Annotated in this window: 19 protein-coding genes and 2 tRNA genes; 3 read left to right on the plus strand and 18 right to left on the minus strand. The window is 68.9% G+C overall.

The window, feature by feature from the left end; translation table 11 throughout:
* Window positions 1-118: 118 nt before the first annotated feature.
* Window positions 119-1,267 (minus strand): glycosyltransferase, encoded by a 1,149-nt coding sequence (locus L3078_RS15695; protein ID WP_239754271.1) that lies wholly within the window; start codon window positions 1,265-1,267, stop codon window positions 119-121.
* 241 nt (window positions 1,268-1,508) lie between these two features.
* On the opposite strand from L3078_RS15695, the gene L3078_RS44570 reads away from it, so the two are divergent.
* A complete protein-coding gene (locus tag L3078_RS44570) occupies window positions 1,509-2,999 on the plus strand; it encodes a collagen-like domain-containing protein (protein ID WP_275593145.1) in 1,491 nt (496 codons plus the stop codon).
* A gap of 95 nt (window positions 3,000-3,094) precedes the next feature.
* Here L3078_RS44570 and L3078_RS15705 read toward each other — a convergent pair whose 3' ends face one another.
* From L3078_RS15705 to L3078_RS15755, 11 genes are all read right to left on the minus strand, one after another.
* On the minus strand, window positions 3,095-5,047 hold the full coding sequence (locus tag L3078_RS15705; protein ID WP_239754272.1) for a TIGR03960 family B12-binding radical SAM protein: 1,953 nt from the start codon (window positions 5,045-5,047) through the stop codon (window positions 3,095-3,097).
* Between the two features lie 120 nt (window positions 5,048-5,167).
* Window positions 5,168-6,697: a CYTH and CHAD domain-containing protein gene (locus L3078_RS15710; RefSeq protein WP_239754274.1), complete on the minus strand. Its 1,530-nt coding sequence runs from the start codon at window positions 6,695-6,697 to the stop codon at window positions 5,168-5,170.
* 88 nt (window positions 6,698-6,785) lie between these two features.
* A complete protein-coding gene (rodA, locus tag L3078_RS15715) occupies window positions 6,786-7,982 on the minus strand; it encodes a rod shape-determining protein RodA (protein ID WP_239754276.1) in 1,197 nt (398 codons plus the stop codon).
* Window positions 7,979-10,354, minus strand: a complete 2,376-nt coding sequence (gene mrdA, locus L3078_RS15720; protein WP_239754278.1) for a penicillin-binding protein 2 — start codon at window positions 10,352-10,354, stop codon at window positions 7,979-7,981. Before mrdA ends, rodA begins: the two co-directional genes overlap by 4 nt.
* Before the next feature lie 183 nt (window positions 10,355-10,537).
* Window positions 10,538-11,209 (minus strand): rod shape-determining protein MreD, encoded by a 672-nt coding sequence (mreD, locus tag L3078_RS15725; protein ID WP_239754279.1) that lies wholly within the window; start codon window positions 11,207-11,209, stop codon window positions 10,538-10,540.
* Window positions 11,210-11,237: 28 nt separating this feature from the next.
* Window positions 11,238-12,191 carry a rod shape-determining protein MreC gene (gene mreC, locus L3078_RS15730; protein ID WP_239754280.1) on the minus strand — a complete coding sequence of 318 codons (954 nt, stop codon included), beginning with the start codon at window positions 12,189-12,191 and terminating at the stop codon, window positions 11,238-11,240.
* Window positions 12,192-12,365: 174 nt separating this feature from the next.
* Window positions 12,366-13,385, minus strand: coding sequence for a rod shape-determining protein (locus tag L3078_RS15735; RefSeq protein WP_005479350.1), 1,020 nt, complete (start codon window positions 13,383-13,385; stop codon window positions 12,366-12,368).
* A gap of 415 nt (window positions 13,386-13,800) precedes the next feature.
* A complete protein-coding gene (gene ndk / locus L3078_RS15740) occupies window positions 13,801-14,214 on the minus strand; it encodes a nucleoside-diphosphate kinase (protein ID WP_045557536.1) in 414 nt (137 codons plus the stop codon).
* 76 nt (window positions 14,215-14,290) lie between these two features.
* Window positions 14,291-14,644: a DUF4233 domain-containing protein gene (locus L3078_RS15745; protein WP_239754281.1), complete on the minus strand. Its 354-nt coding sequence runs from the start codon at window positions 14,642-14,644 to the stop codon at window positions 14,291-14,293.
* Window positions 14,645-14,654: 10 nt separating this feature from the next.
* Window positions 14,655-16,139, minus strand: a complete 1,485-nt coding sequence (gene folC / locus L3078_RS15750; RefSeq protein WP_239760335.1) for a bifunctional tetrahydrofolate synthase/dihydrofolate synthase — start codon at window positions 16,137-16,139, stop codon at window positions 14,655-14,657.
* A 338-nt stretch (window positions 16,140-16,477) separates the two neighbouring features.
* The gene (locus L3078_RS15755) at window positions 16,478-19,108 is read right to left on the minus strand and encodes a valine--tRNA ligase (protein WP_239754282.1); all 2,631 of its coding nucleotides are present in this window, start codon (window positions 19,106-19,108) and stop codon (window positions 16,478-16,480) included.
* Window positions 19,109-19,245: 137 nt separating this feature from the next.
* On the opposite strand from L3078_RS15755, the gene L3078_RS15760 reads away from it, so the two are divergent.
* A complete protein-coding gene (locus L3078_RS15760; RefSeq protein WP_239754283.1) occupies window positions 19,246-20,190 on the plus strand; it encodes a hypothetical protein in 945 nt (314 codons plus the stop codon).
* Window positions 20,191-20,737: 547 nt separating this feature from the next.
* Here the strand turns inward: L3078_RS15760 and clpX are convergent.
* The 5 genes from clpX to L3078_RS15785 form a co-directional block, all read right to left on the minus strand.
* Complete coding sequence (gene clpX, locus L3078_RS15765; protein WP_239754284.1) at window positions 20,738-22,024, minus strand: ATP-dependent Clp protease ATP-binding subunit ClpX; 1,287 nt, start codon at window positions 22,022-22,024, stop codon at window positions 20,738-20,740.
* A gap of 203 nt (window positions 22,025-22,227) precedes the next feature.
* A complete protein-coding gene (locus tag L3078_RS15770; protein WP_239754286.1) occupies window positions 22,228-22,908 on the minus strand; it encodes an ATP-dependent Clp protease proteolytic subunit in 681 nt (226 codons plus the stop codon).
* Between the two features lie 79 nt (window positions 22,909-22,987).
* On the minus strand, window positions 22,988-23,602 hold the full coding sequence (locus L3078_RS15775; protein ID WP_239760336.1) for an ATP-dependent Clp protease proteolytic subunit: 615 nt from the start codon (window positions 23,600-23,602) through the stop codon (window positions 22,988-22,990).
* A 402-nt stretch (window positions 23,603-24,004) separates the two neighbouring features.
* Window positions 24,005-25,399 carry a trigger factor gene (tig, locus tag L3078_RS15780; RefSeq protein ID WP_239754287.1) on the minus strand — a complete coding sequence of 465 codons (1,395 nt, stop codon included), beginning with the start codon at window positions 25,397-25,399 and terminating at the stop codon, window positions 24,005-24,007.
* Window positions 25,400-25,600: 201 nt separating this feature from the next.
* Window positions 25,601-25,677 (minus strand) — tRNA-Pro (locus L3078_RS15785).
* 188 nt (window positions 25,678-25,865) lie between these two features.
* Here L3078_RS15785 and L3078_RS15790 point away from each other — a divergent pair.
* Window positions 25,866-25,939, plus strand: a tRNA-Gly gene (locus L3078_RS15790).
* A 99-nt stretch (window positions 25,940-26,038) separates the two neighbouring features.
* Here the strand turns inward: L3078_RS15790 and L3078_RS15795 are convergent.
* Entirely contained in the window at window positions 26,039-26,233 is a 195-nt protein-coding gene (locus L3078_RS15795) for a hypothetical protein (RefSeq protein ID WP_033526477.1), read from the minus strand.
* Between the last annotated feature and the right edge of the window lie 295 nt (window positions 26,234-26,528).

A 26,528-nucleotide genomic window follows, 5' to 3' on the forward strand; every position in this document is an offset into this window, starting at 1 on the left:
CGCCGCCGATTTCGCACGGCAGCGGCCACGTCACCGAGTACGCACGGCACGGGCCGACGTCGGCGGGTCCACAGCGCACCGCCCCCGGCGGCCGCGCCGCGCCTGCCCGTTGCGCGTCCTACCGCTTGCGCCCGGACGACCTCTTGCCGGTCCGGGCCGCCTTGGGGCGGCGTACCACGGCGGACAGGTCCGGCCGGTCGGCGTGCGGCGCCGAGAACTCCCGGTTGATCTCGACCTGGCGGCGGACGCGTTCAGGCAGGTCCCGCATGGCCAGCAGACGGTCGCAGGCCCGGAGCGCGGCGGCGTGGTCGCCCACCCAGTGGGCGGTGATGGAGAACTCGAACAGCAGGCCCCACCGGTAGACCCAGGGCTTGGTGAAGAGCAGGTCGTCCGGCGCGGGCCGGTCGACGACGTCGACGAGAAGGGCGTGCGCGGTGTGATGACGCCGCCGGAGCCGCAGCCGGGAGGCCAACTCGTAGCAGGCCTCGAGCCTGGTGGGACGTGACTCCCAGGCGCGGGAGAAGGTGTCCATGGCTCCCGGCCAGTCGTCTTGCGCCTCCGCCCGGAGGATTCCCGCCTCCAGGAGCGAGCAGTAGACCTCCTCGCCCCAGCCGCCCATCGCCGCACGTCGCTCGTACAGGTCGATCGCCTCCCGCGCGTGGCCGAGGTCCCGTTCGGTGTTGGCCAGGTAGAAGACGGTGCGGGGGTTGGTGGGGTCGCGTTCCAGTTCGCGCCTGAGCAACTGCGCGTCGCGTTCGAACTTGTCGGCGCGGCAGCCGCCGTCCGCGTGGTCCTCGATGACGAGGGCGTCCAGGTTCTCCTGGACGTCGGGCCCGTCGGTGCAGGGGTACTCGTGAGTGACCCCTTCGTAGCGCCAGAGCAGGTCCCCCCGCATCAGGTGCTTGAAGCGGTGCTGGGTGCCCGGTGTGTCGTAGCGCAGCATGTACGAGGTCGCCGTGAGCCGGGGCAGCGGCGCGTCCTGGCGCAGTACGTGGTCGGCGTCGACGGTGAGCAGGAAGTCGGCTTTTCCCCGGGCGTGTTGGATGTTCCGCGTCCGGTTGTGGCCGAAGTCGACCCAGGGCTCCTCGCGCAGCTCGCCCGGGACGCCGTCCAGCGCCGCGCGGATCAGGTCCGGCGTGCCGTCCGTCGAGCCGGTGTCGGTGATGACCCAGGTGTCGATCAGCGGGCGGACGGAGGCGAGGCAGCGCTCGATCACCCGCGCCTCGTTCTTGACGATCATGCAGAGGCAGATGGTCTGCGGCTTCACGGTTTCACCGGTCCCGGGACGGTTGGAACGCTGCCCGAGAGGCCGCGTGACGTACCCCCTCATATCGCACAAATCACTGCCGCCGACGCCGAATTAGCCCAGCCGTGAGGCCGGTTTAGGCCGATTTGATGATCTCCATCCCCGTCCGGTCCAGCTCGCTGGTCGAGTCGGTGGACAGGGGCGAGGCTCACGATCGAGTGCGGGGAAAAGCCCCAAACCGGTTGAAACAAGGAGCACATAGATGAGTCCTGAGCGCAGGACGATCTCGCTGATAGGCCCGCTGGCACGCCACAGGATCACCAAGGTCAGCACGTATGCCTCGCTCGCACTGGCGGTGACCGCCGGACTGGCCGGCCCCGCCGCAGCGGCAGCACGCAGCGTGTCCGAGCCCTCCACCGTGACGAGGGCCGGCAACGACGAGTGCCCGCCCGCCGACGAGCACGATGGTCAGCACCACACCGACGACGGGCAGCACCAGGACGAGCACGACGGATCGTCGCCGGACTGGTACGACGACCAGGACCAGAACCGCACGGCGGCACTCGGTGGCAACGACGACCACTGCGAGGAAGGTCCCAGCGGCCCACCCGGACCTCAGGGCCCGACCGGCCCGACGGGCCCGCGGGGCGAGGTCGGTCCCCAGGGCGAGGTGGGTCCGCAGGGCGATACCGGTCCCCAGGGCGAGGTCGGCCCCCAGGGCGACACCGGCGAGCAGGGCCCCGCCGGACCCACCGGAGCCACGGGAGCCACGGGAGCCACCGGAGCTACGGGAGCCACCGGAACCACGGGTGCCACCGGAGGGATCGGCCCCGCCGGACCCGAGGGTCCCGTCGGCCCGGCCGGAGCGGACGGGCAGACGGGAGCCACCGGTGCCACCGGAACCACGGGCGCCACGGGCCCCGCCGGTCCCTGCTCCGACATCGACGCGGTACAGGACTCCAAGAAGCGCGAGTTCCGGGTCGTCCTGAGCGACGGGCGGGTCTTCGCCGGCATCCGCGACCTCCAGGGCGAGGCGGCCCACCCGTTCCTGTGGACCGACCTGAGCACCCACCCCTACTTCCCGGCGGGCGGCCGTGATTCGCAGGGCCGCTACGTCGGCTACGCCTGCGGTGTCTCCGTCAACACGCACGCCCACGGCGAGGGCCACGGCCACGGCCAGAAAGAAACCGGCAAGGAGACGGGCAAGGAGCACAGCCAGAGCACGGGCCAGGGCCACAGCCAGCAGACCGGCCAGAGCCAGGGCCACAGCCAGCAGACCGGCCAGAGTCAGGGCCACAGCCAGAACACGGGGCAGAGCCACAACCAGGGCACGAGCGAGGGCACGGGCACCGGTCACGCCCAGCAGACCGGCCAGAGCCACAGCCAGGGCACGAGCAGCGGCTACACCCAGGACACCGGCAAGGACTACAGCCAGGGGTCGAACCAGGGCCACAGCCAGCAGACCGGCCAGGACCACGGCGGGAGCACCGGCGCGGACCACGGTGAGAACAAGGGCCAGCCCAAGGGCGACCACGCGAGCGCCTCGAAGGGCCTCGTGAAGTTCAACGTCGTCACCACCGTCGGCCAGGTCTGGGAGACGACCTGCGTACCGGTGGACACCCAGCCCCACGCCACCCTGAACTGCGACGACGCCCAGGGCAACCCGCGCCCCTGGTACCGGGTCGAACTCCAGCCGTCGGACAACATCGTCAACGGCGGCTCGACCGTCACGCCCCGCGTGACCGGCCGGTAGGACACGAGACCGACCGGCAGTACATGAGAAGGGGTGCCCGGAGCACGGCGAACGGCCCTCCGGACACCCCTCACGACCTGTCGGCCGCGGCCGGGTCAGTGACTGTGCGGCGCACTCCCCACCGGCTGCTTCACCGACAACGGCAGCAACTTCTTGCCCGTCGGACCGATCTGGATGTGGGTGTCCATCTGCGGACACACGCCGCAGTCGAAGCACGGGGTCCAGCGGCAGTCCTCGACCTCGGTCTCGTCGAGGGCGTCCTGCCAGTCCTCCCAGAGCCAGTCCTTGTCGAGGCCGGAGTCGAGGTGGTCCCAGGGGAGGACCTCCTCGTAGGTGCGCTCGCGGGTGGTGTACCAGTCGACGTCGAGACCGAAGTCGGCCAGGGCCTTGTCCGCGCAGCTCATCCAGCGGTCGTAGGAGAAGTGCTCGCGCCAGCCGTCGAAGCGGCCGCCGTCCTCGTAGACGGCGCGGATGACGGCACCGATGCGGCGGTCGCCGCGTGAGAGCAGGCCCTCGACGATGCCCGGCTTGCCGTCGTGGTAGCGGAAGCCGATGGAACGGCCGTACTTCTTGTCGCCGCGGATCTTGTCGCGGAGCTTCTCCAGGCGCGCGTCCGTCTCCTCGGCGGAGAGCTGGGGCGCCCACTGGAACGGGGTGTGCGGCTTCGGGACGAAGCCGCCGATCGACACCGTGCAGCGGATGTCGTTCTGGCCGGAGACCTTGCGGCCCTCGGCGATCACGTTCATCGCCATGTCGGCGATCTGGAGGACGTCCTCGTCGGTCTCCGTCGGCAGGCCGCACATGAAGTACAGCTTCACCTGGCGCCAGCCGTTGCCGTACGCCGTGGAGACCGTCCGGATCAGGTCCTCCTCCGAGACCATCTTGTTGATGACCTTGCGCATGCGCTCGGAGCCGCCCTCGGGCGCGAAGGTCAGACCCGAGCGCCGGCCGTTGCGGGTCAGCTCGTTCGCGAGGTCGACGTTGAAGGCGTCCACGCGGGTCGAGGGGAGGGACAGACCGATCTTGTCCTCCTCGTACCGGTCCGCGAGGCCCTTGGCGATGTCGCCGATCTCGCTGTGGTCGGCGGAGGAGAGGGAGAGGAGGCCGACCTCCTCGAAGCCCGTGGCCTTGAGCCCCTTCTCGACCATCTCGCCGATGCCCGTGATGGAACGTTCGCGGACCGGGCGGGTGATCATGCCCGCCTGGCAGAAGCGGCAGCCGCGGGTGCAGCCGCGGAAGATCTCCACCGACATCCGCTCGTGGACCGTCTCGGCGAGCGGGACGAGGGGCTGCTTGGGGTAGGGCCACTCGTCCAGGTCCATGACGGTGTGCTTGGACACCCGCCACGGGACACCGGACCTGTTCGGTACGACGCGGCCGATACGGCCGTCGGGCAGGTACTCCACGTCGTAGAACGCCGGGATGTACACCGAGCCCGTCTTCGCGAGGCGGAACAGGACCTCCTCGCGGCCGCCCGGCCGGCCCTCGGCCTTCCAGGCGCGGATGATCTCGGTCATGTCCAGCACGGCCTGCTCGCCGTCGCCGATGATCGCCGCGTCGATGAAGTCGGCGATCGGCTCGGGGTTGAAGGCCGCGTGGCCGCCGGCCAGCACGATCGGGTCGTCGAGCGTGCGGTCCTTGGACTCCAGGGGGATCCCGGCCAGGTCCAGGGCGGTGAGCATGTTGGTGTAGCCCAGCTCCGTGGAGAAGGACAGACCGAACACGTCGAAGGCCTTCACCGGGCGGTGGCTGTCGACGGTGAACTGCGGGACGCCGTGCTCCCGCATCAGCGCCTCCAGGTCCGGCCAGACGCTGTACGTGCGCTCGGCGAGGACCCGCTCGCGCTCGTTCAGCACCTCGTAGAGGATCATGACGCCCTGGTTGGGCAGACCGACCTCGTACGCGTCCGGGTACATGAGCGCCCAGCGGACGTCCGCGGACTCCCAGGGCTTGACGGTGGAGTTGAGCTCACCGCCGACGTACTGGATCGGCTTCTGCACATGCGGGAGCAGGGCCTCTAGCTGTGGGAAGACCGACTCGACAGACATCGCGGGGGTTACCTTCGTGAGCTGACTGGTGGCACCCCCGGCCGGAGGCTGGGGGGAGGGTGACCATCTAGCCTAACGCCCCCGGAGACACCCCACGCACGCCCGTTTCCGGTGGACCGGTCAGAAGGGCATGTCCTCGCTGATCCTCGCCCACTCCTCCGGCAGCGCCTCCTCCGCCCGCTCCGCCCGCCGTTCCTCCCTGCCGTACAGCAGCCCGTACGTGAAGGCGCTCTCCCCCGGTGCCGCGTGAGCCTGGTGGGCGAGGTCGCGCAGGGCCTCGCGGGCCATCACGCTGTCCTGGTGGTCGCCGAGGAGGCTCTGCAGGGACTTCATGTCCTTGACGAGCGCCTTGGCGGGCTTGCCCAGCAGGGGGTGTGCCGCCTCGGCGGCGTACCGGGTGCGCTTGGTCTTCTTGCGTGCCTCGTGCATGGCGAGGTCGCGGTCGGCGCCGGGCGGCTGCGCCAGGGCCTCCTCGACCAGGGCCGCCACCTTGGCGAAGTCCTTCGTGACCGCCTTGGTGATCACCTTCTCGGGGTCGCCGTGGGCGGCCTTGAGCAGCGGCGGGTCCGCGATCACGGCGTCGAGGGACTCCAGCAGCTCCAGATAGCGCGGCCCGTCCAGCGCCTCGATCAGTTCGCTCCGGGGGCCGGTACCGCCGTCCTTCCGGGACCAGGCGCGCAGCCGTGCGTGGACCGGGCCCGTCACCAGGTCCTCGGGCAGGGCGTCCAGTGCCTCGGTGAGCCGTTCCGTCAGGACCTCCTGGTCACGGTCGACGCCCAGTTCTCCCGCGAGCCACTTCAGCTCCTCGCCGATCGGGTCCGTGACGGCCCGGTCGAGCACCTTCCCGAACGACTTGAAGGTGCTGCGCAGCCGACGCGTGGCGACCCGCATGCTGTGGACGGAGTCGAAGACGTCCCGGCGGACGGCGGGGTCCAGCTCCACGATCGCGTCACGCTGGGCACGGACATAGACGAGGACATGATCAGCGGGGGTGACGGGCTCGCCGGAGGTCGCCGCCTCGATCTTCTTCCGGTCCTTCTTCCTCCCCTTCCTGGGTGCCGTCTCCTGCAGCGCCCTGGCCAGCTTGGAGGGCGAGTCCGAGGGCCGTACGCCCGCCTTGCGCAGCTTCTTCTCGACCTTGTCGAGGAAGGCCGGGTCGCCGTCGTCGGCGAGTTCCACCTCGATCTCGGACCACTGGGAGGTCCGGCCGTCCTCGGTGAGGCGCTCGGCGACCACGGCGTCCACGCTGACCTCGGCGAGGAGCGTGCCGTCCGCGTCGAGCAGCTCGCTGACGTCGCGGGTGGAGAGGAGACGGACCAGCGGGACCAGCTCGGCCTCCCGGACCCGGGAGCGGACCAGCGCGACGAGTTCGTCGGGCAGCGTGTCGGACAGCGGGGCCCGGATCTCGTCCCGTACACCCGAGGAGACGGGGAGCTTCAGATGCCAGCCGGCGTCACTGCCGCCCGTACGGCGGCGCAGGGTCACGGAGGCGGCGGCGAGGCGTTCGTCGGGGGTGTCGTAGTAGACGGCGTCCAGCTCCGCCACGCCTTTGTCTATGACGGTCGCGACCCCGGCCACGCCGGTGAGGTCCGGCAGGCCGCTCTCGTCGGACTCGTACTTCCGCTCGATCTCGCGCTTGGTGTCCGCCATGAAATGAATCTAGTCCCATATTCGGCAAAGGGGCAGACCACCGCGTCCCCGGAGGGGAGCGGAGGCCTGCCCCGAAGGCCGCCGGGCCCTACGCGGACATGGGGCGCTGCACTCTGATGGACTGGAGCAGTCCGACCGCCACCCACACCGCGAACATCGACGAACCGCCGTACGACACGAACGGCAGCGGCAGTCCCGCCACTGGCATGATGCCGAGGGTCATGCCGATGTTCTCGAAGGACTGGAAGGCGAACCAGGCGATGATGCCGCCGGCGACGATCGTGCCGTACAGCTCGGTGGTCTCGCGGGCGATCCGGCAGGCGCGCCACAGCACGACACCGAGCAGCAGGATGATCAGCCCGGCGCCCACGAACCCGAGTTCCTCCCCCGCCACGGTGAAGACGAAGTCGGTCTGCTGCTCGGGCACGAACTGTCCCGTGGTCTGCGAGCCCTTGAACAGTCCGGTGCCGAGCAGCCCGCCGGAGCCGATGGCGATCCGGGCCTGGTTGGTGTTGTAGCCGACGCCGGCCGGGTCGAGCTCGGGGTTTGCGAAGGCCGCGAAGCGGTTGATCTGGTACTCGTCGAGCACGCCGAGCTGCCAGACGGCGATCGCGCCGACCGCGCCCGTGCCGATGAGACCGAGGACCCATCGGTTGGAGGCGCCGGAGGTGAGCAGGACCCCGAGCACGATGACCACCATGACCATGACCGAGCCGAGGTCGGGCATGAGCAGCACGATCAGTATGGGGATGGTGGCGAGGCCGAGGGCCTGGACGACCGTGCGGTGGTCGGGGTGGGGTTTGTCGCCGGCGTCCACCCGGGCCGCGAGCAGCATCGCCATCCCCAGGATGATCGTGACCTTCACGAACTCGGAGGGCTGGAGCGAGAAGCCGCCGCCGACGACGATCCAGGCGTGCGCGCCGTTGATGGTGGCGCCCATCGGGGTGAGCACCAGCAGGATCAGCAGTACCGAGATGCCGTAGAGGATGGGCACGGCCGTGCGCAGGGTGCGGTGGCCCAGCCAGACCGTGCCGATCATCAGGGCGAAGCCGATGCCGGTGTTGAGCAGGTGGCGGAGGAGGAAGTAGTACGGGTCGCCCTGGTTGAGCTCGGTGCGGTTGCGGGTCGCCGAGTAGACGAGGGCCGCGCCGATCAGGGACAGCGCGATGGCCGAGAACAGTATCGGCCAGTCGAGCCGCCGGGCGAGCGAGTCGCGGGCGAACAGCCGGGTCCAGCCGGTGCGTTCGGGCCCGTACCCGGAGACGGAGAAACTGTTGCCAGTCATACGGGCCTCCTCCGCGTGAGCGCTCCGCCGGGGGTGCCGGGATACGCCGTAGTCGGCCGGCTTCGACGTCGTCGTGGCTGGTCGCGCGGTTCCCCGCGCCCCTTCGGGGCCCGTCCGCAGCCGGCACGCCGTCGCGCCGCCCGGTTGCCGCTGCCGCCGCGTGTGCTGACGATCGCCGCCAGGTCGTTCAGCGACACCGGTTGGGCGAGCGGCCCGGCGGCCAGGGTCTGCGCGTCCTCCGCCGCCTTCTCCTCCGCGCTCTTCTTCGGCGGGTAGTTCTCCAGCTTCGGGGAGTCGATCGAGCCGTCGGACTCGATCTTCGGCAGGCCCTTCTGCGGGGTCGGCAGCAGCGCCTTCTTCTTGTCGATCTTTCCGTCCTCGGAGACGCCGTAGAGCGCGTTGTAGAGCTTGCGCACGGCGGGTGCCGAGGCGCCGGAGCCCGTACCACCCTGGGAGATCGTCATGACGATCGAGTAGTCCTTGGTGTACGTGGTGAACCAGGAGGTCGTCTGCTTGCCGTAGACCTCGGCCGTACCCGTCTTGGCATGGATCGGGATCTCGTCCTGCGGCCAGCCCTGGAAACGCCAGGCTGCCGTACCTCGGGTCGCGACTCCCGCGAGGGCTTCGTCTATCTCGGCGAGGGTCTTCTTCGTCATCGGCAGTTTGCCGTGCGACTTGGGTGCGATCTCCTGCACGTTCTTGCCGTCGGCGCTGATGATCGCCTTGCCGACAGTGGGGTCGTAGAGGGTGCCGCCGTTGGAGATGGCCGCGTAGATGGTGGCCATCTGGATGGGGGTGACGAGGGTGTCGCCCTGGCCGATGGAGTAGTTGACGGAGTCACCGGCACGCAGGCGGTTGCCTTCGAGGCAGTTCTCGTAGGCGATCTGCTCGGCGTACGAGCCGCCCTTCTTGCCGTACTTGCACCAGGCGTCCTTGTTGTCCTCCCAGTACTTCTGCTTCCACTGGCGGTCCGGGATGCGGCCGGTGACCTCGTTCGGCAGGTCGATGCCGGTCTCGGCGCCGAGGCCGAACTGGTGGGCGGTCTTGTAGAACCAGTCGTTGGCGCCCTTCTTGGGCTTGATGCCCCCGTCACGCTTCCACTCCTCGTGCGAGAGGCGGTAGAAGACGGTGTCGCAGGAGACCTCCAGGGCCTTGCCGAGGCTGATCGCGCCATGGCTCTGGGACTCGAAGTTCTTGAAGACCTGGCCGCCGATCGAGTACGAACTGGAGCATTGGTACGGGCCGTTGAAGGAGTAGCCGGCGTTCACCGCGGCGGCCGTCGGGATCACCTTGAAGACGGAGCCGGGGGCCGACTGGCCCTGGATCGCGCGGTTCAGTAGCGGGTAGTTGGACTTCTTGCCGGTGAGCTTGGCGTAGTCCTTGGCGGAGATGCCGCCGACCCAGGCGTTCGGGTCGTAGTCGGGGTTGGAGGCCATCGCGACGACGCGGCCGGTCTTGGCCTCCATCACGACGACGGCGCCGGAGTCCGCCTTGTAGTTGGTTCCCGTGTTGCGGTCGTTCTGCTTGCGGGCTTCCTTCATCGCCTCGTTGAGTTCGTACTCGGCGATGCGCTGGACGCGGGCGTCGATGCTGGTGACGAGGTTGGCTCCGGGCTGGGCGGGGTCGGCCTCGGCCTCGCCGATGACGCGGCCGAGGTTGTCGACCTCGTAGCGGGTGACGCCGGCCTTGCCGCGCAGCTCCTTGTCGTACTGGCGCTCCAGGCCGGAGCGGCCGACCTGGTCGGAGCGCAGGTACGGCGAGTCGGTGTCCTGGGCCTTGGTGATCTCCTCGTCGGTGACCGGGGAGAGGTAGCCGAGGACCTGGGAGGTCTTGGAGCCTCCGGGGCTCGCGTAGCGGCGGACGGCCTGGGGTTCGGCGGTGATGCCGGGGAAGTCCTCGGAGCGCTCGCGGATCTGCAGGGCCTGCTTGGCGGTGGCCTCGTCGGTGATGGGGATCGGCTGGTAGGGCGAGCCGTTCCAGCAGGGCTGGGGGGTCTCGGAGTCGCAGAGCCGGACCTTGTCCATGACGTCCCGGGGCTTCATGCCCAGGACGCCGGCGAGCTTGGTGAGGACGGCCTTGCCGTCGTCGTCCATCTTCAGCAGGTCGGTGCGGGAGGCGGAGACGACCAGACGGGTCTCGTTGTCCGCGATCGGCACGCCGCGCGCGTCCAGGATCGAGCCGCGCACGGCGGGTTGGACGACCTGCTGGACGTGGTTGCCGGAGGCCTCCTTGGCGTAGGCGTCGCCCTCGCGGATCTGGAGGTACCAGAGGCGGCCGCCGAGGGTGCCGAGGAGGGAGAAGACGAGGATCTGGATGATGACGAGCCGGATCTGGACCCGTGGGGTCCGCCCGGTCTCCGGGATGTTGGTCACTGCCTGTCTCCCCCTCTCAGAGCGTGTGCGGGTGGTGCCCGTGCCGGTGATGCGCGTGCGGGCCGTGCGCGGAGTGCTGGTACATGGGGTACACCGCCCGGCGGTGATCGGTTCCCACATCGGTTCCCGCGTCCGCCCCGGGTGCCATGCGCGGTGCCGTGCGCGGTGTCATGTGCCGTGCCGTCACAGCCGCTTGACCCCCTTGATGCGTCCCGCCCTGGCCATCCGTGAGCGTGCGGCCTTGATGCGGAGTCCGCCGCGCTGGTTGCCGATGCGCAGGCCGGTGCCGGAGGAGAGCCAGCCGGAGGCGACGTCGGACGCCTTGGCGGCGCTGCTCGTCTCCGCGAGCGGGTCGTTGTCGGCGCGCCGGGCCAGCGCGATGACGCCGGGCACGACGAACGGCGCGAGCAGCAGGTCGTACAGCGCGGCCGTGAACAGCAGGCTGGGCAGGCCGACATGGCGGGCCGCGTCGTCTCCGACGAGGGCGCCGACACCGGAGTACAGCAGGGTCGAGCCGAGGGCGGCGACGACGACCACGGCCATCGGTCCGGTCGCCGACTTCAGGCGGCCCGTCTCGGGCTTGGCCAGTCCCGCGAGGTAGCCGATGACGCAGAGGACGAGGGCGTACCGTCCGGCCGCGTGGTCGGCGGGGGGCGCGAGGTCGGACAGCAGGCCGGCGCCGAACCCGATCAGGGCGCCGCCGACATGGCCGTAGACCAGGGCGAGGCCGAGCACGGTGAGGAGCACCAGGTCCGGTACGGCGCCCGGGAGATGGAGTCTGGCGAGGACGCTCACCTGGATCACCAGGGCGACGATCACCAGGGTGGTGGAGAGCAGCATCCGGTTGAAACGCATCAGGGGGTCAGCTCCTACTGTCCTACGTCTACTGCTCTTGCGGCTGTCCGTCGGTGCCTTCGCCGGGTTCGTCCGCGCCCGGGGTGACCGTGACCGTCACGGTGGGTGTGGGGGTGGCCTTCGGCCTGGCAGGCAGGACGGTGTCGCGCGGGTCCTTGCGGGGCGGCTGGACGACGACGCCGACGATGTCCAGCTGGGTGAAGGCCACGAACGGCTTGACGTAGATCGTGCGGGTGAGGTCGCCGCCGGAGGGGTCGACGCGGGAGACGACACCGACCGGGACGCCCGGGACGAACGGCTTGTCGGCCTGGGAGCCGAAGGTGACGAGGCGGTCGCCCTCCTTCACCTTGGCCTTGCCGTTGAGCAGTTCGACGCGCAGCGGGCGGTCGCCCTGGCCGGAGGCGAAGCCGAGTTCGTCGGTGGCCTCCATGCGGGTGCCGACGGTGAAGTCGGGGTCGTTGGCGAGGAGGACGGTCGCGGTGTTCGGTCCGACGGTGGTGACACGGCCGACCAGCCCGTTGCCGTTGAGGACGGTCATGTCGCGGGTGATGCCGTCGTTGGTGCCGATGTCGATGGTGACGGTCCAGGAGAAGCCCTGGGCCGCTCCTATGGCGATGACCTCGGCGCCCTTGATGCCGTACCGGCCGTTCGCGGCGGTCTTCAGCATCTTGTCGAGCTGTTCGACCCGGCTGCCGTTGCGGTCGTCGCTGCCGAGGGCCGCCTTCAGTTCGGCGTTCTCCTTCTCCAGCGCGGCGAGGCGGTCGTGGCGGGTGCCGGAGTCACGGACGGCGCTTATGGCGTTGCCGATGGGGTCGACGGCGGTCGAGACGCCGTCCTCGATCGGGCCGAAGACGGTGGCGGCGGCACGTCGGGCACCGTCGACCGGTGAGTCCTCTCCGCCGCGGATGTCCACCGTGATCAGCGCGAACGCGACGGCGACCAGCAGCACCAGGAGCAGCCGGCTCTCTCGTGTGTCCCTCACGTGCGGCGGCCGTGCCTTCCTCATAGGAATTCGACAGGATTGGGGGAATTCGGGTAGCCCCTGGGAATCCCGAGACGGGAACAACAGGGGCGCTTTGTGGGAGCTTATGCCTCGATATCAACGATCCGCCGCACGAGAAGAGAACGTCCCGTACGGCGGAATCGAAGCGTTACGTCATCTGCGGGGCTGGGCGTCGAGCACCTGCTGCAGCGCCTCGAACTCCTCGACACACTTGCCGGAGCCGAGCGCCACACTGTCGAGCGGGTCCTCGGCGATATGGATCGGCATTCCGGTCTCCCGGCGCAGCCGTTCGTCGAGACCGCGGAGCAGGGCGCCGCCGCCGGTGAGGACGATGCCCCGGTCCATGATGTCGCCGGAGAGTTCCGGGGGGCACTTGTCGAGGGTCGTCTTGACGGCATCGACGATGGCGTTGACGGGTTCCTCGATCGCCTTCCGCACTTCCCCGGCGGAGATGACGACGGTCTTGGGCAGCCCGGACACCAGGTCCCGGCCGCGGATTTCGGTGTGCTCGTCAGCGTCGAGGTCGTACGCCGAACCGATCGTGATCTTGATCTGTTCGGCCGTCCGCTCACCGAGGAGGAGCGAGTACTCCTTCTTGATGTGCTGGATGATCGCGTTGTCCAACTCGTCGCCCGCGACGCGGATGGACTGGGCGGTGACGATGCCGCCGAGGGAGATGACCGCGACCTCCGTGGTGCCGCCGCCGATGTCCACCACCATGTTGCCCGTGGCCTCGTGGACCGGCAGGCCGGAGCCGATGGCCGCGGCCATGGGCTCCTCGATGATGTGCACCTGACGCGCGCCTGCCTGGGAGGACGCCTCGATGACGGCGCGACGCTCGACACCGGTGATGCCGGACGGCACGCAGACGACGACCCGAGGCCGGGCGAGATACCGCCGCTTGTGGATCTTCAGGATGAAGTAGCGGAGCATCCGCTCGGTGATCTCGAAGTCGGCGATGACACCGTCCTTCAGCGGACGTACGGCAACGATGTTGCCGGGGGTCCGCCCGATCATCTTCTTCGCTTCCGCGCCGACCGCGAGAATGCCACCGGTGTTGGTGTTGATCGCGACGACGGACGGCTCGTTCAGTACGATCCCGCGACCCCTGACGTACACCAGCGTGTTGGCGGTCCCGAGGTCGACAGCCATGTCACGGCCGATGAACGACATTGAGTTCCCCATCAGGATTCGTGTGGCCTTCCCAAGTGGAGCGCTGACGGCTTTTGAGGGCTTTTCAGGGCTTTTTCGGGTCGGCGAAGTGGGTGCTGTGACGTGAAGGCTTACATCGTAGTCTCGCCCGCACGAACACTGCGCGAGGGTCTTCGCCATTGTGGGCATGCGATGCGCCGCCTCGCCTGTGGAGACGGTCCATCGGGGGTGCGCGTTCCCCCGATCGCCGCGCATATGCCGTTGTACGGCCTGATTTTCGGCGGGGTTGGCTGGTCAGCCGGGGTGTGGGCCGTGTGGGTGATGGCCGGGTGTTCCGGAAGTGCCCCGCATGTCGCGGAGGTTGTTCCGGGTGTTCCACAAGTGTTCAGGCGGCGGGGGCGAACGGACTGGCCGGCCCCCGCCGTCGCGAACGCTACTACGCGCGCCCGGGGAAGAAGATCTTGACCTCGCGCTCGGCCGACTCCTCGGAGTCCGAGGCGTGGATGAGGTTCTCGCGCACGATCACGCCGTAGTCGCCCCGGATGGAGCCGGGCGCGGCGGCGATCGGGTCGGTCGGACCGGCGAGCGCCCGCACGCCCTCGATGACGCGCTCGCCCTCGACGATCAGCGCGACGACCGGACCGGAGGCCATGAACGCGACGAGCGGCTCGTAGAACGGCTTGCCCTTGTGCTCGCCGTAGTGCTGCTCCAGCGTGTCCTGGTCCAGGGTCCGCAGCTCCAGCGCGGTGATCTGCCAGCCGGCCTTGCGCTCGATACGGCTGATGATCTCGCCGGTCAGGCCCCGCCGGACGGCGTCGGGCTTGAGCAGGACGAGGGTGCGCTGGCTCACTGTGGTGACTCCTTCGTTTCACGCGGGTGCGGAGCACCGAGGCTACAGGGCGGGTCCGGGCGGGTGTTACGCAGCGTCAGGAAGCACCGGCCTCGCCGGCGGCCTGCGCGGCGAAGCGGGCCTTGGCCTCGTCGACCTTCCGCCCGAAGTGGACGGAGGCCCACCACAGGGCGGCGAAGACCGCGCCCATGAAGAACATGGTGGGCACGAAGAACCCGGAGAGGATCAGCGCGATCTGGAGCGCCCAGCCGAGCTGGATCCCGCCGGGCCTGGTGACGAGGCCGCAGAGCAGGACGCAGAGGAACATGGCGATGCCGCTGACCGTCCAGACCGTGGTCATGGACAGCTCCGGGTCCTTCATGGCGACCAGCCCGGCGAAGCCGATCACGAAGAACTCGCCGATCAGCGTCGAAGCACAGAGAGTACGCATGTCGTGGAACTCAGCCCTTCCCCAGCAGCAGCCGGGCCTCGCCGACGGTGATGACGGAACCGGTGACGAGGACGCCACCGCCCGCGAACTCGCCCTCCTCCTCGGCGAGCGTGATCGCCGCCTCCAGGGCGTCGGGCAGCCGGGGCTCGACCTGCACCCGCTCCTCGCCGAACACCTCCACCGCGATGCCGGCCAGTTCGTCGGCGTCCATCGCCCGGTGGCTGGAGTTCTGGGTGATCACGACCTCCGCGAAGATCGGCTCGAAGGCCTCCAGGACTCCCCGCACGTTCTTGTCGCCGCTCGCGCCGACCACACCGATCAGTCGGCTGAAATCGAACGCCTCACCGACGGCCTCGGCCGTGGCCCGGGCGCCCGCCGGATTGTGCGCGGCGTCCAGCACGACGGTCGGGGACCGCCGTACGACCTCCAGGCGGCCCGGCGAGGAGACGGCCGCGAAGGCCTTGCGGACGGTGTCGATGTCGAGCGGCTCGGGCCGCTGCGAGCCGACGCCGAAGAACGCCTCCACGGCGGCGAGCGCGACGGCCGCGTTGTGCGCCTGGTACGGGCCGTGCAGCGGGAGGTAGACCTCGGGGTACTCGCCGCCCAGGCCGCGCAGGGTGAGCATCTGTCCGCCGACGGCGACCTGCCGCGAGACGACACCGAACTCCAGGCCCTCACGGGCCACGGTCGCGTCGACCTCGACGGCCTTCTTCAGCAGCACCTGCGCGGCGTCCACGGGCTGCTGCGCCAGGATCACCGTCGCGTCCTGCTTGACGATCCCGGACTTCTCGACGGCGATCTCGGCGGGTGTCTCGCCGAGCCGGTCGGTGTGGTCGAGGTCGATGGGGGTGACGACGGCGACGTCCCCGTCGATGACGTTGGTGGCGTCCCAGGTGCCGCCCATGCCGACCTCGACGACGGCCACGTCCACGGGCGCGTCGGCGAAGGCGGCGTACGCCATGCCGGTGAGCACCTCGAAGAAGGAGAGCCGGTACTCCTGGGCCGCGTCCACCATCTCGACGTACGGCTTGATGTCCTCGTACGTCTCGATGAACCGCTCGGCCGAGATGGGGGCGCCGTCGAGGCTGATGCGCTCGGTGATCGACTGGACGTGCGGCGAGGTGTAGCGGCCGGTGCGCAGCTCGAAGGCGCCGAGGAGGGCCTCGATCATGCGGGCGGTCGAGGTCTTGCCGTTGGTGCCGGTGATGTGGATCGAGGGGTACGAGCGCTGGGGCTCACCCAGGACGTCCATCAGCGCGGCGATCCTCGTGACCGAGGGGTCCAGCTTGGTCTCGCCCCAGCGGGTCGCGAGGTCCGCCTCGACCTCGCGCAGGGCCTTGTCGACGGCCGGGTCGGTGGGCCTGGTCGGCACGTCCGCCTGCGGTGCGCCGCCCTGGGCACGCAGGGTACGGCTGCCGGCCTCGATCACCGCGAGGTCCGGATCCCGGTCGGTCTCGGCGGCGATGATCTCCTCGAACGGGTCGGTCGGGTCGATCGGGTCGGGCTGCGGGTCACTGCGTTCGCTCACGGGGCCCAGTCTACGAGTCGGGCTCCGCCTGGCCGGGGGCGCCTCACAGCTCGGGGGGTGCGGGTCGGGCTCCGCCTGGGCGAGGGGCGCCTTACAGCTCGGGGGGTGCGGGTCGGGCTCCGCCTAGGCGACGGGCGCCTCACAGCTCGGGGGGTGCGGGTCGGGTGGCGGGTGCGGGTGTGTGGTGGTTGCTCGCGCAGTTCCCCGCGCCCCTGAAAGGGCTGCGCCCTTTCCCGCGATCCCCCGGCTGTGCGGAGGCCCCCGGTGCCTCAAAGCACCGGGGGCCTCCGCGTACCTACGAACAGCTACGCCTGCGGCAGTCGGTCCAGTTGTGCGGCGATGCGGGCGATGTCCTCGTCCGCCTTGGCGAGGCGGCCCCGGATCTTGTCGACGACCTGGTCCGGCGCCTTCGCGAGGAACGCCTCGTTGCCGAGCTTGGCCGTGGCCTGGGCCTTCTCCTTCTCCGCCGCCGCGAGGTCCTTCGCGAGGCGCTTGCGCTCGGCGGCGACGTCGATGACACCGGAGAGGTCGAGGGCGACCTCGGCACCCGCCACCGGCAGGGTCGCGGTGGCCGCGAAGCCCTCGCCCTCCGGCTGGAGGCGCAGCAGCTGGCGGATCGCGGCCTCGTGCGGGGCCAGGACCGTACCGTCGAGGGTCAGCCGGGCCGGGACGCGCTGGCCGGGCTGGAGGCCCTGGTCGGCGCGGAACCGGCGGACCTCGGTGACGACCTGCTGGACCAGCTCGATCTCGCGCTCGGCGGCGTCGTCGCGGAAGCCACTGTCCTTGGGCCAGTCGGCGATGACCAGGGACTCGCCGCCGGTCAGCGTGGTCCACAGGGTGTCCGTGACGAACGGGACGACCGGGTGGAGCAGGCGCAGCGTGACGTCCAGGACCTCGCCCAGGACGCGCTTGCTGACCTCGGCCGGTTCGCCACCCGCCTGGAACGTCGTCTTGGACAGCTCGACGTACCAGTCGAAGACCTCGTCCCACGCGAAGTGGAACAGGGCGTCGCTGAGCTTGGCGAACTGGAAGTCCTCGTAGTACGCGTCGACCTGCTCGACCGTCTCGTTCAGACGGGCGAGGATCCAGCGGTCGGTCGCCGAGAGCTTCGAGGCCTCCGGCAGGGGGCCCTCGACCGTCGCGCCGTTCATCAGCGCGAAGCGGGTCGCGTTCCAGATCTTGTTGGCGAAGTTGCGGGAGGCCTGGACCCAGTCCTCGCCGATCGGGACGTCGGTGCCCGGGTTGGCGCCGCGCGCGAGGGTGAAGCGGAGCGCGTCGGAGCCGTACTTGTCCATCCAGTCGAGCGGGTCGACGACGTTGCCGAAGGACTTCGACATCTTCTTGCCGCGCTCGTCGCGGACCAGGCCGGTCAGCGCGATGGTCTTGAAGGGGACCTCGCCGTCCATGGCGTAGAGGCCGAACATCATCATCCGGGCGACCCAGAAGAAGATGATGTCGTGGCCGGTGAGCAGGACGTCGGTGGAGTAGAACTTCCGCAGGTCCTCGGTCTGTTCGGGCCAGCCGAGCGTGGAGAACGGCCACAGGCCCGAGGAGAACCAGGTGTCCAGGACGTCGGTGTCCTGGGTCCAGCCCTCGGCCTCGGTGCCGGGCGGCTGCTCGTCGGGGCCGACGCAGACGGTCTCGCCGTTGGGGCCGTACCAGACGGGGATGCGGTGGCCCCACCAGAGCTGGCGCGAGATGCACCAGTCGTACATGTTGTCGACCCAGTCGAAGTAGCGCTTCGACATGTCCTCGGGGTGGATCTTGACCCGGCCGTCGCGGACGGCGTCACCCGCGGCCTTGGCCAGGGGTCCGACCTTGACCCACCACTGCATGGACAGGCGCGGCTCGACGGTGGTCCTGCAGCGCGAGCAGTGGCCGACGGAGTGGACGTACGGACGCTTCTCGGCGACGATCCGGCCCTGCGAGCGCAGCGCGCCGACGACGGCCGAGCGGGCCTCGAAGCGGTCCTGGCCGAGGAAGGGGCCGTGGACGGTGATGACGCCGTGCTCGTCCATGATCGTCATGGACGGCAGGTCGTGACGCTGGCCGATCGCGAAGTCGTTCGGGTCGTGGGCCGGCGTGACCTTGACCGCGCCGGTGCCGAACTCCGGGTCGACGTGGGTGTCGGCGACGACCGGGATGGAGCGGTCGGTGAGCGGCAGCTTGATCAGCTTGCCGATGAGGTGCCGGTACCGCTCGTCGTCCGGGTGGACGGCGACGGCGGTGTCACCGAGCATCGTCTCCGCGCGGGTGGTGGCGACGACGAGGCTGTCCTCGCCCTCGCCGTACCGGATGGAGACCAGCTCGCCGGCGTCCTCCTGGTGTTCGACCTCGATGTCGGAGATGGCCGTCAGACACCGGGGACACCAGTTGATGATGCGCTCGGCGCGATAGATCAGCTCGTCGTCGTAGAGCCGCTTGAAGATGGTCTGGACGGCCTTCGACAGGCCCTCGTCCATGGTGAACCGCTCGCGGTCCCAGTCGACTCCGTCGCCGAGGCGGCGCATCTGGCCGAGGATCTTGCCGCCGTACTCCTCCTTCCACTGCCAGACGCGCTCGACGAACTCCTCGCGCCCCAAGTCGTGGCGGGACTTGCCCTCTTCGGCGAGCTGCTGCTCGACCTTGTTCTGGGTGGCGATGCCGGCGTGGTCCATGCCGGGCAGCCACAGCGACTCATAGCCCTGCATGCGCTTGCGCCTGGTCAGGGCGTCCATGAGGGTGTGCTGGAAGGCGTGCCCGAGGTGCAGGCTGCCGGTGACGTTCGGCGGGGGGATGACGATGGTGTACGCGGGCTTGTCGCTCTTGGCGTCGGCCGCGAAGTAACCACGCTCTACCCAGCGCTCGTACAGCGTCCCCTCTACATCGGCCGGCGTGTACTGGGTCGGCAGATCGGTGGCGGGCGCTGGAGGCTGCTGCTGAGCGTTCTCGGTCACCCGCTCAGTTTAGGGGTGTCACGGGGTGGTCCCGAAACCGGATTCTTCCGTAACGGTGTGACCCCCGGTGCGTGGCACCCATCGACTTTGCGCCAGGATGTCAGGAACACATAAGCATCTGGAGGGGAACCCAGAACATGAGTCACAACCAGCCGGGCCCGTACGGCGGGCAGCCCCAGCAGCCCGGACCGTACGGTCAGCCGGGCCCCTACGGCCAGCAGCCGCCGCAGGCCGCCCCTCAGCCCGGCTACGGCTACCCGCAGCAGGCGCCGCCGCAGCAGCCCGGCTACGGGTACCCCCAGCAGGCTCCCCAGGGCGTTCCGCCGCAGACCCCGCCGTACGGCCAGCAGCAGGCACCGTACGGTCAGCAGCCCTACCCGACGGTGCCGCAGCCGCCGGTCCCCTCCGGGGGTGGCGGCAAGAAGGTCGGCATCATCCTGGGCGCGGTCGCCGTGGTGGCCGCGGTCGCGGTCGGCGCGTACTTCGTCCTCGGCAGCGGCGGCGGCGCGGACATCGCGGACGACGGGCCGCACAAGCTGACTACGCCGGCGACGGTGCTCGGTGACTACAAGAAGAACGACAGCGGCAGCGGCGCCTTGTCGGATAGCGACGTGAAGGACGCCGAGAAGTGGGGGGTGAGCAATCCCAAGGATGTCAGCGCCTCTTACGTATCGGGCAACGAGAACAACCCGCTGGCGCAGAAGCAGCTTCACTTCAGCGGGGTCTACGGCGAGATCGAGGACCCCGAGAAGGTCGTCGACGCCATGCTGAACCACATGGAGTCCGAGTCCGGCAAGAGCGACGAAGACACGAAGGTCACCATGGTCGGGGACCCGAAGTCGTACGACTCCGCCGACGGTGCGGTCCTCAAGTGCCAGGACGCCAAGATGGAGCCGACCGGCGGTACGAGCGACGGTCCGAGCGTGATGAACCTGTCGTTCTGCGTGTGGGGTGACTACAGCACCGTCGGCATCGTGATGCCGATGGACCTGGCAAGCATCATGGCGGAGAAGGCGACGGACCAGTCCACGGCTGCAGACACCACGGCGAAGTTCCGCGAGGCGGTCCGCGTCAAGGCCTGAGCCACATCGAAGAGGGGCACCCATGCCAAGCGACAGGGGGTGCCCCTCTTCCTTATTGCCTCGTCAGCTGTTCAAGGGCCTGTCAGGCCCGTATGCACGCTTCAAGCGCATGCGTCGAGGTAACGCCCAGGCCAACGAGCCGTGAGTAGCAATTGGGGTTGGCAATCTTGCTGTTGCCGATCGGCGCAGTCAGAGCCGCGAAAGCGCAAGCCGCACCCACCCTCGGGCCGATTGCGTAACCCTTACCGCCGAGATAGTTCACGCACCGGGCAGTGGAGGCGTGTGCCCCACCAGCCGTAACCACCGGCAGAACCCCCGCCGCCGCAACCACACTCAGCACTGTCAAGAAGCGCCTTACCTTCAACGCCAAGATCCTTTCCGTCTCAAACCGTCAGGGTGGTCTGCCCTGATGGGGACAGGAGATCATTGAGGCGGCCATGACACCACTGTTTCTCGATCAACTGGCTTGAATCAGAAGGAGATCGAGCGCGGAGAGGGCACCCGACGCATTCGTCGGGTGCCCTCTCCGCGTGCGTGTCTCTGCGGGCTACGCCGTCTTCTGCTCCCCCGGCCCCCGGCCCCGTGCATCGCGCGGAATGAGCGTCGGGTTCACGTTCGAGTGGACGACGTCCGCTGTGATGACGACTCGGGCCACGTCCTTGCGGGACGGGACCTCGTACATCACGGACATGAGGACTTCCTCCATGATGGCGCGCAGGCCGCGGGCGCCGGTCTGGCGGAGGATGGCCTGGTCGGCGATGGCTTCGAGGGCCTCGCGCTCGAAGTCCAGCTCCACACCGTCGAGTTCGAAGAGGCGCTGGTACTGCTTCACCAGCGCGTTGCGCGGCTCGACGAGGATCTGGAGCAGGGCCTCGCGGTCCAGGTTGTGGACCGAGGTGATGACCGGGAGACGGCCGATGAACTCCGGGATCATGCCGAACTTGACCAGGTCCTCCGGCATGACGTCCTCGAACTGGTCCTTCGACTCGAGTTCGCGCTTCGAGCGGATCGTGGCGCCGAAGCCGATGCCCTTGGCGCCGGCCCGGGACTCGATGATCTTCTCCAGGCCGGAGAAGGCGCCGCCCACGATGAACAGGACGTTCGTCGTGTCGATCTGGATGAACTCCTGGTGCGGGTGCTTGCGGCCGCCCTGCGGGGGGACCGAGGCCGTCGTGCCTTCGAGGATCTTCAGGAGGGCCTGCTGCACGCCTTCACCCGACACGTCGCGGGTGATGGACGGGTTTTCGCTCTTTCGGGCCACCTTGTCGATCTCGTCGATGTAGATGATCCCGGTCTCGGCCTTCTTGACGTCGTAGTCGGCCGCCTGGATGAGCTTCAGCAGGATGTTCTCGACGTCCTCGCCGACGTACCCCGCCTCCGTCAGCGCGGTCGCGTCCGCGATCGCGAACGGGACGTTCAGCATGCGCGCGAGGGTCTGGGCGAGGAGGGTCTTGCCGGAGCCCGTGGGGCCCAGCAGCAGGATGTTGGACTTCGCCAACTCGATGGCGTCCTCGCGGCTTTGACCGCCGCCGTTCTCACCGGCCTGGACCCGCTTGTAGTGGTTGTAGACGGCAACGGAGAGCGCCTTCTTGGCCGCCTCCTGGCCGACCACGTACCCCTCGAGGAACTCGTAGATCTCGCGGGGCTTGGGGAGTTCCTCCCAGCGCACCTCGCTGGTCTCGGCGAGCTCCTCCTCGATGATCTCGTTGCAGAGGTCGATGCACTCGTCGCAGATGTACACACCGGGCCCTGCGATGAGCTTCTTGACCTGCTTCTGGCTCTTGCCGCAGAACGAGCACTTGAGCAGATCGCCGCCGTCACCGATGCGTGCCACGGTGTGCTTCCCCTTCGCCTGGGAGACGACTGGACGATTTCGATCCAGCGGCTCCTGGTGCTGCCTTATGTCGACGGTACCTTGCCGGGCCCCCCGTTCGGGCCCCCCTTGGCACGGTTCGCTTTGACGTGCACCTTGTCGTGCACTGGGTCAAACGGTGCCAACCATGCCAAGGGGCGGCAGACATTACAGCCTTTTCGCGGTCAGCGGACGCTGTTGTTGTTCATCTTCCGCGTGGAGATGATCTGGTCGATCAGGCCGTACGACAGCGCGTCCTCGGCCGTGAGGATCTTGTCGCGCTCGATGTCCTCGCGGATCTTCTCGATCGGCGTGGTCGAGTGCTTGGCCAGCATCTCCTCCAGCTGCGCGCGCATCCGGAGGATCTCGTTGGCGGCGATCTCCAGGTCGGAGACCTGACCGCGGCCCGTCTCGCTGTACGGCTGGTGGATCAGGACGCGGGCGTTCGGCAGCGCCATGCGCTTGCCCGGCGTACCGGCGGCCAGCAGGATCGCGGCGGCGGAGGCCGCCTGGCCCATGCAGACCGTCTGGATGTCGGGCTTCACGAACTGCATCGTGTCGTAGATCGCGGTGAGCGCCGTGAAGGAGCCGCCGGGGCTGTTGATGTAGACCGAGATGTCCCGGTCGGGGTCCATCGACTCCAGGCACAGCAGCTGTGCCATGACGTCGTTGGCGGAGGCGTCGTCGATCTGCACGCCGAGGAAGATCACCCGCTCCTCGAAGAGCTTCGCGTACGGGTCGTACTCGCGGATGCCCTGCGAGGTGCGCTCGACGAAGCGCGGGATGACGTAGCGGGACTCGGCCGTAGGGCCCGAGTACTGGGAGCGTGCGCTGTCGTAGAGGCCGCTGCCGGGGAAGTCGTTCACTGGTGTCTCCTGGGAGCCTGAGAGGGGCTGAGGCGGTCGGCTGGGGGCGTTACGGGGGTGTGCGTGGCGGCGGGTGCCGTCACGCCTGCCCGGCCCCGGTGCCGCCGCCGCCCGGCATGCCCGCGGCGGTGGCGATCACGTCGTCGATGAGGCCGTAGGCCTTGGCCTCGAAGGCGTCGAACCAGCGGTCGCGGTCCGAGTCACGGGTGATCTGCTCGACCGACTGGCCGGTGTGCTGCGAGGTGAGCTCGGCCATGCGCTTCTTGGTGTGCAGCAGTCGCTCGGCGTGGATCTTGATGTCCGAGGCGGAGCCCGCCAGGCCCGCGGAGGGCTGGTGGATCAGGATCTCGGCGTTCGGCAGCGCGAAGCGCTTGCCCGGGGTGCCCGCGCTGAGCAGGAACTGCCCCATCGAGGCCGCGAGACCCATGGCGATGGTCACCACGTCGTTCTTGATGTACTGCATGGTGTCGTAGATCGCCATGCCGGCCGTGATGGAACCGCCCGGGCTGTTGATGTAGAGGTAGATGTCCTTGTCCGGGTCGGCGGCAAGGAGCAGCAGCTGTGCGGTGATCTTGTTCGCGATGTCGTCGTCGACCGGCTGGCCGAGGAAGATGATCCGCTCGTTGAGCAGCCGGTTGTAGACATGGTCGCCGAGGCCACCGCCGATGGAAGGCTCGCCGGCGGCGGAGGGCATCAGATTCGTCACGTATCCACCTGCTCGTCTTACGACGGCGCCGGGCCGTCTTCACGTTTCCCTTCCGGGGGCCGAGCCGTTTTCCCGACGGCTCCGCCCTCGTATTCATGGACCCTAACGCGGTGGCTCCGCCGGTGAATCCCGCAGAGGGAACTGTTCGCTGTCAGCGCATGCGCTCCGCTGGCTGAGCGGGTGCGTGGTGGCCCCCGGCCCGGACAGGGGCGCGGGGAACTGCGCGACCGGCCAGGAACAAGCCGCAGAAGCGTCTGCCACGGGCTGTGGATCGGCGAGTGCGGCTTGTCGTGGGCTGGTCGCGCAGTTCCCCGCGCCCCTTGGGTAGGCCGACGGGCCCCTGGGTCACAAGTGATCCAGGGGCCCGTCGTCAGGCGAACAGCGGAGCGATCAGGCCTCGGGGGCCTTCTCCTCGGCCTCGGCGGAGCCCTCGGTCTCCTCGGTGGTCTCGGCGGAGGCCTCGGTCTCCTCCTCCTCGTCGTCCAGGTCGACGATCTCGCCGTTGGTGTCCTTCACCGTGGCGGACTCGACGACCAGGGCCAGGGCCTTGCCGCGGGCGACCTCGCCGACGAGGAGCTGGACCTGGTTGTTCTGGACGACGGCCTGGGCGAACTGGTCCGGGGACATGCCGGAGGAGGCCGCGCGGCGCATGAGGTGCTCGGTGAGCTCCTCCTGGTTGACGTTCAGCTTCTCCTTGGAGACCAGCTCGTCGAGGACGAACTGGGTCTTGATGCCCTTGACGGCCGCTTCCTTGGTCTCGGCGTCGAACTCCTCGACCGTCTTGCCCTGGATCTCGAGGTACTTCTCGAGGTCGAGACCCATCTGGCCGAGCTGGTGGTGCTCCAGGTTGTGCTTGCGGGTGTTGATCTCGTCCTCGAGGAGCTTCTCGGGGACGGGCACCTCGACGAGCTCCAGCAGCTTCTCCAGGACGCGCTCCTGGGCCTGCGTGGCCTGGTCGTACTGCTTCATGTTCTCCAGGCGCTTGCGGCTGTCGGCGCGCAGCTCCTCGAGGGTGTCGAACTCGGAGGCGAGCTGGGCGAACTCGTCGTCCAGGGCCGGGAGTTCACGGGCGGCGACCTGGGAGACCTTGACGGTCACCTCGGCCTCCTTGCCGGCCGCCGAGCCGCCCTTGAGCTCGGAGGTGAAGGTGGCCTCGCCACCGGCCTCCAGGCCCTTCACGGCGTCGTCGATGCCGTCCAGCAGCTCGCCGGAGCCGATGGTGTAGGAGACGCCCTCGGCGACGCCGTCCTCCAGGATCTCGCCGTCGACCTTGGCCTCCAGGTCGATCGTCACGACGTCGCCGTCCTCGGCGGCGCGCTCGACCGGGGAGGTGGAGGCGAAGCGCTCGCGCAGCTGCTCGACCGCCTTCTCGATGTCCTCCTCGGTGACCTCGACGGCGTCGACCTCGACCTCGATGCCGGAGTAGTCCGGGATCTCGATGGTCGGGCGGACGTCGACCTCGGCGGTGAAGTTCAGCGTCTCGCCGTCCTTCAGCTCCGTGATGTCGACCTCGGGCTGGCCCAGGACGTTGAGCTCGGCCTCGTTGACCGCGTCGGTGTAGAACTTCGGAAGCGCGTCGTTGACCGCCTCCTCCAGGACCGCACCGCGGCCGAACCGCTGGTCGATGACGCGGGCCGGGATCTTGCCCTTGCGGAAGCCCTTCACCGTGACCTGCTGGTTGATCTTCTTGTACGCCGCGTCGAGGCTGTCCTTGAGCTCCTCGAAGGGCACCTCGATGCTGAGCCGAACCCGGGTCGGGTTCAGGGTCTCCACGGCGCTCTTCACGGTTCGGTCTCCTTGGGGGCTGACTTCTTGGGGTTCTGCTGGGGGGTCCCCTGCCGGTTGCGGCAGGGCCTCAGCGGATTAGCGGCCCTTGAGAGACGTGAGAGTGCAGACACACGGGCGCGCAGCTTGCATAGTAACCGCAGGCGGTACACGCCCCAAAAGGCGATCTTGCCGGTGGGCGGGCGCGCCGTACCGGCACGGTGGTCGGGGTGGCGGGATTTGAACCCACGGCCTTCCGCTCCCAAAGCGGACGCGCTACCAAGCTGCGCCACACCCCGTCTGGTGCGACACGTAGGGTACATGCCCGCAGGCCATACGGTTGCCGGATTTACCGAGTGCGCGGGCGCGTGCGACGGCGGGCGCGGGAGCGGCCGGGGGGCGCGACCGGAAGGGGTGTGCGGCCGGGGCGTCCGACCCGCTACGATGCCTTCAGTGCCGCGGTCCTCCGACCTGCGGCGCGCGCTGTGCGGGCGTAGCTCAATGGTAGAGCCCTAGTCTTCCAAACTAGCTACGCGGGTTCGATTCCCGTCGCCCGCTCCAACGGCCTCCGGCCCGGTTCGAGGGATTCCTCGGACCGGGCCGGAGGTTTTTTCGTGACGGCTCCTCGGCTCACCGTGCGTGGTCGGACGGTCACGGTCGCTAGAACTGGATCGAGTTGATCGTGTCCGCTATCGAGTTCAGGAAGCGTTGGATGTCGTCGGCCATGCCCGTCGAGGCGAGGAAGAAGCCGAAGAGGATGGCGACGACGGCCGGGCCGGCCTTGATCGTCCCCCCTCGCATCAGTACCACCAGGATGATCCCCAGCAAGAGCACCACTGACAGCGAAATGGCCACACTGATCACACCCTCGGTCGGTCCGCACTCCCGGCCCGGGGCGCCGACCCCACGCGCACCCCGCCAGAACCATCGTGCCACCAACCAGGCCGTCATATGCAGCGGCTGAGGCAACGTCGGCCACGGCACCGCACCCGCGCCACCCCCGCCCCCGGTCAACGGGAGGGCTTCGGAAGTGAATTCGGGGTGATCGTTTCCGTGCACACACAACCTGGGCGCAGGGAATTCGAATTGTTGCCACAGACACACCAAGAGGTGTGCCCAGGGCGGTAATTAACCGGACATTCCGCCGGAA

Source organism: Streptomyces deccanensis (genome assembly GCF_022385335.1).
In the GTDB taxonomy this organism is placed as follows: Bacteria; Actinomycetota; Actinomycetes; order Streptomycetales; family Streptomycetaceae; genus Streptomyces; species Streptomyces deccanensis.

Coding starts and splice junctions, on each gene's coding strand:
- L3078_RS44570 (WP_275593145.1), top strand. CDS start 1,509: ATGAGTCCTGAGCGCAGGACGATCTCGCTGATAGGCCCGCTGGCACGC.
- L3078_RS15705 (WP_239754272.1), bottom strand. CDS start 5,047: ATGTCTGTCGAGTCGGTCTTCCCACAGCTAGAGGCCCTGCTCCCGCAT.
- L3078_RS15710 (WP_239754274.1), bottom strand. CDS start 6,697: ATGGCGGACACCAAGCGCGAGATCGAGCGGAAGTACGAGTCCGACGAG.
- rodA (WP_239754276.1), bottom strand. CDS start 7,982: ATGACTGGCAACAGTTTCTCCGTCTCCGGGTACGGGCCCGAACGCACC.
- mreD (WP_239754279.1), bottom strand. CDS start 11,209: ATGCGTTTCAACCGGATGCTGCTCTCCACCACCCTGGTGATCGTCGCC.
- L3078_RS15735 (WP_005479350.1), bottom strand. CDS start 13,385: ATGTCGTTCATCGGCCGTGACATGGCTGTCGACCTCGGGACCGCCAAC.
- L3078_RS15745 (WP_239754281.1), bottom strand. CDS start 14,644: ATGCGTACTCTCTGTGCTTCGACGCTGATCGGCGAGTTCTTCGTGATC.
- L3078_RS15760 (WP_239754283.1), top strand. CDS start 19,246: ATGAGTCACAACCAGCCGGGCCCGTACGGCGGGCAGCCCCAGCAGCCC.
- L3078_RS15775 (WP_239760336.1), bottom strand. CDS start 23,602: ATGCCCTCCGCCGCCGGCGAGCCTTCCATCGGCGGTGGCCTCGGCGAC.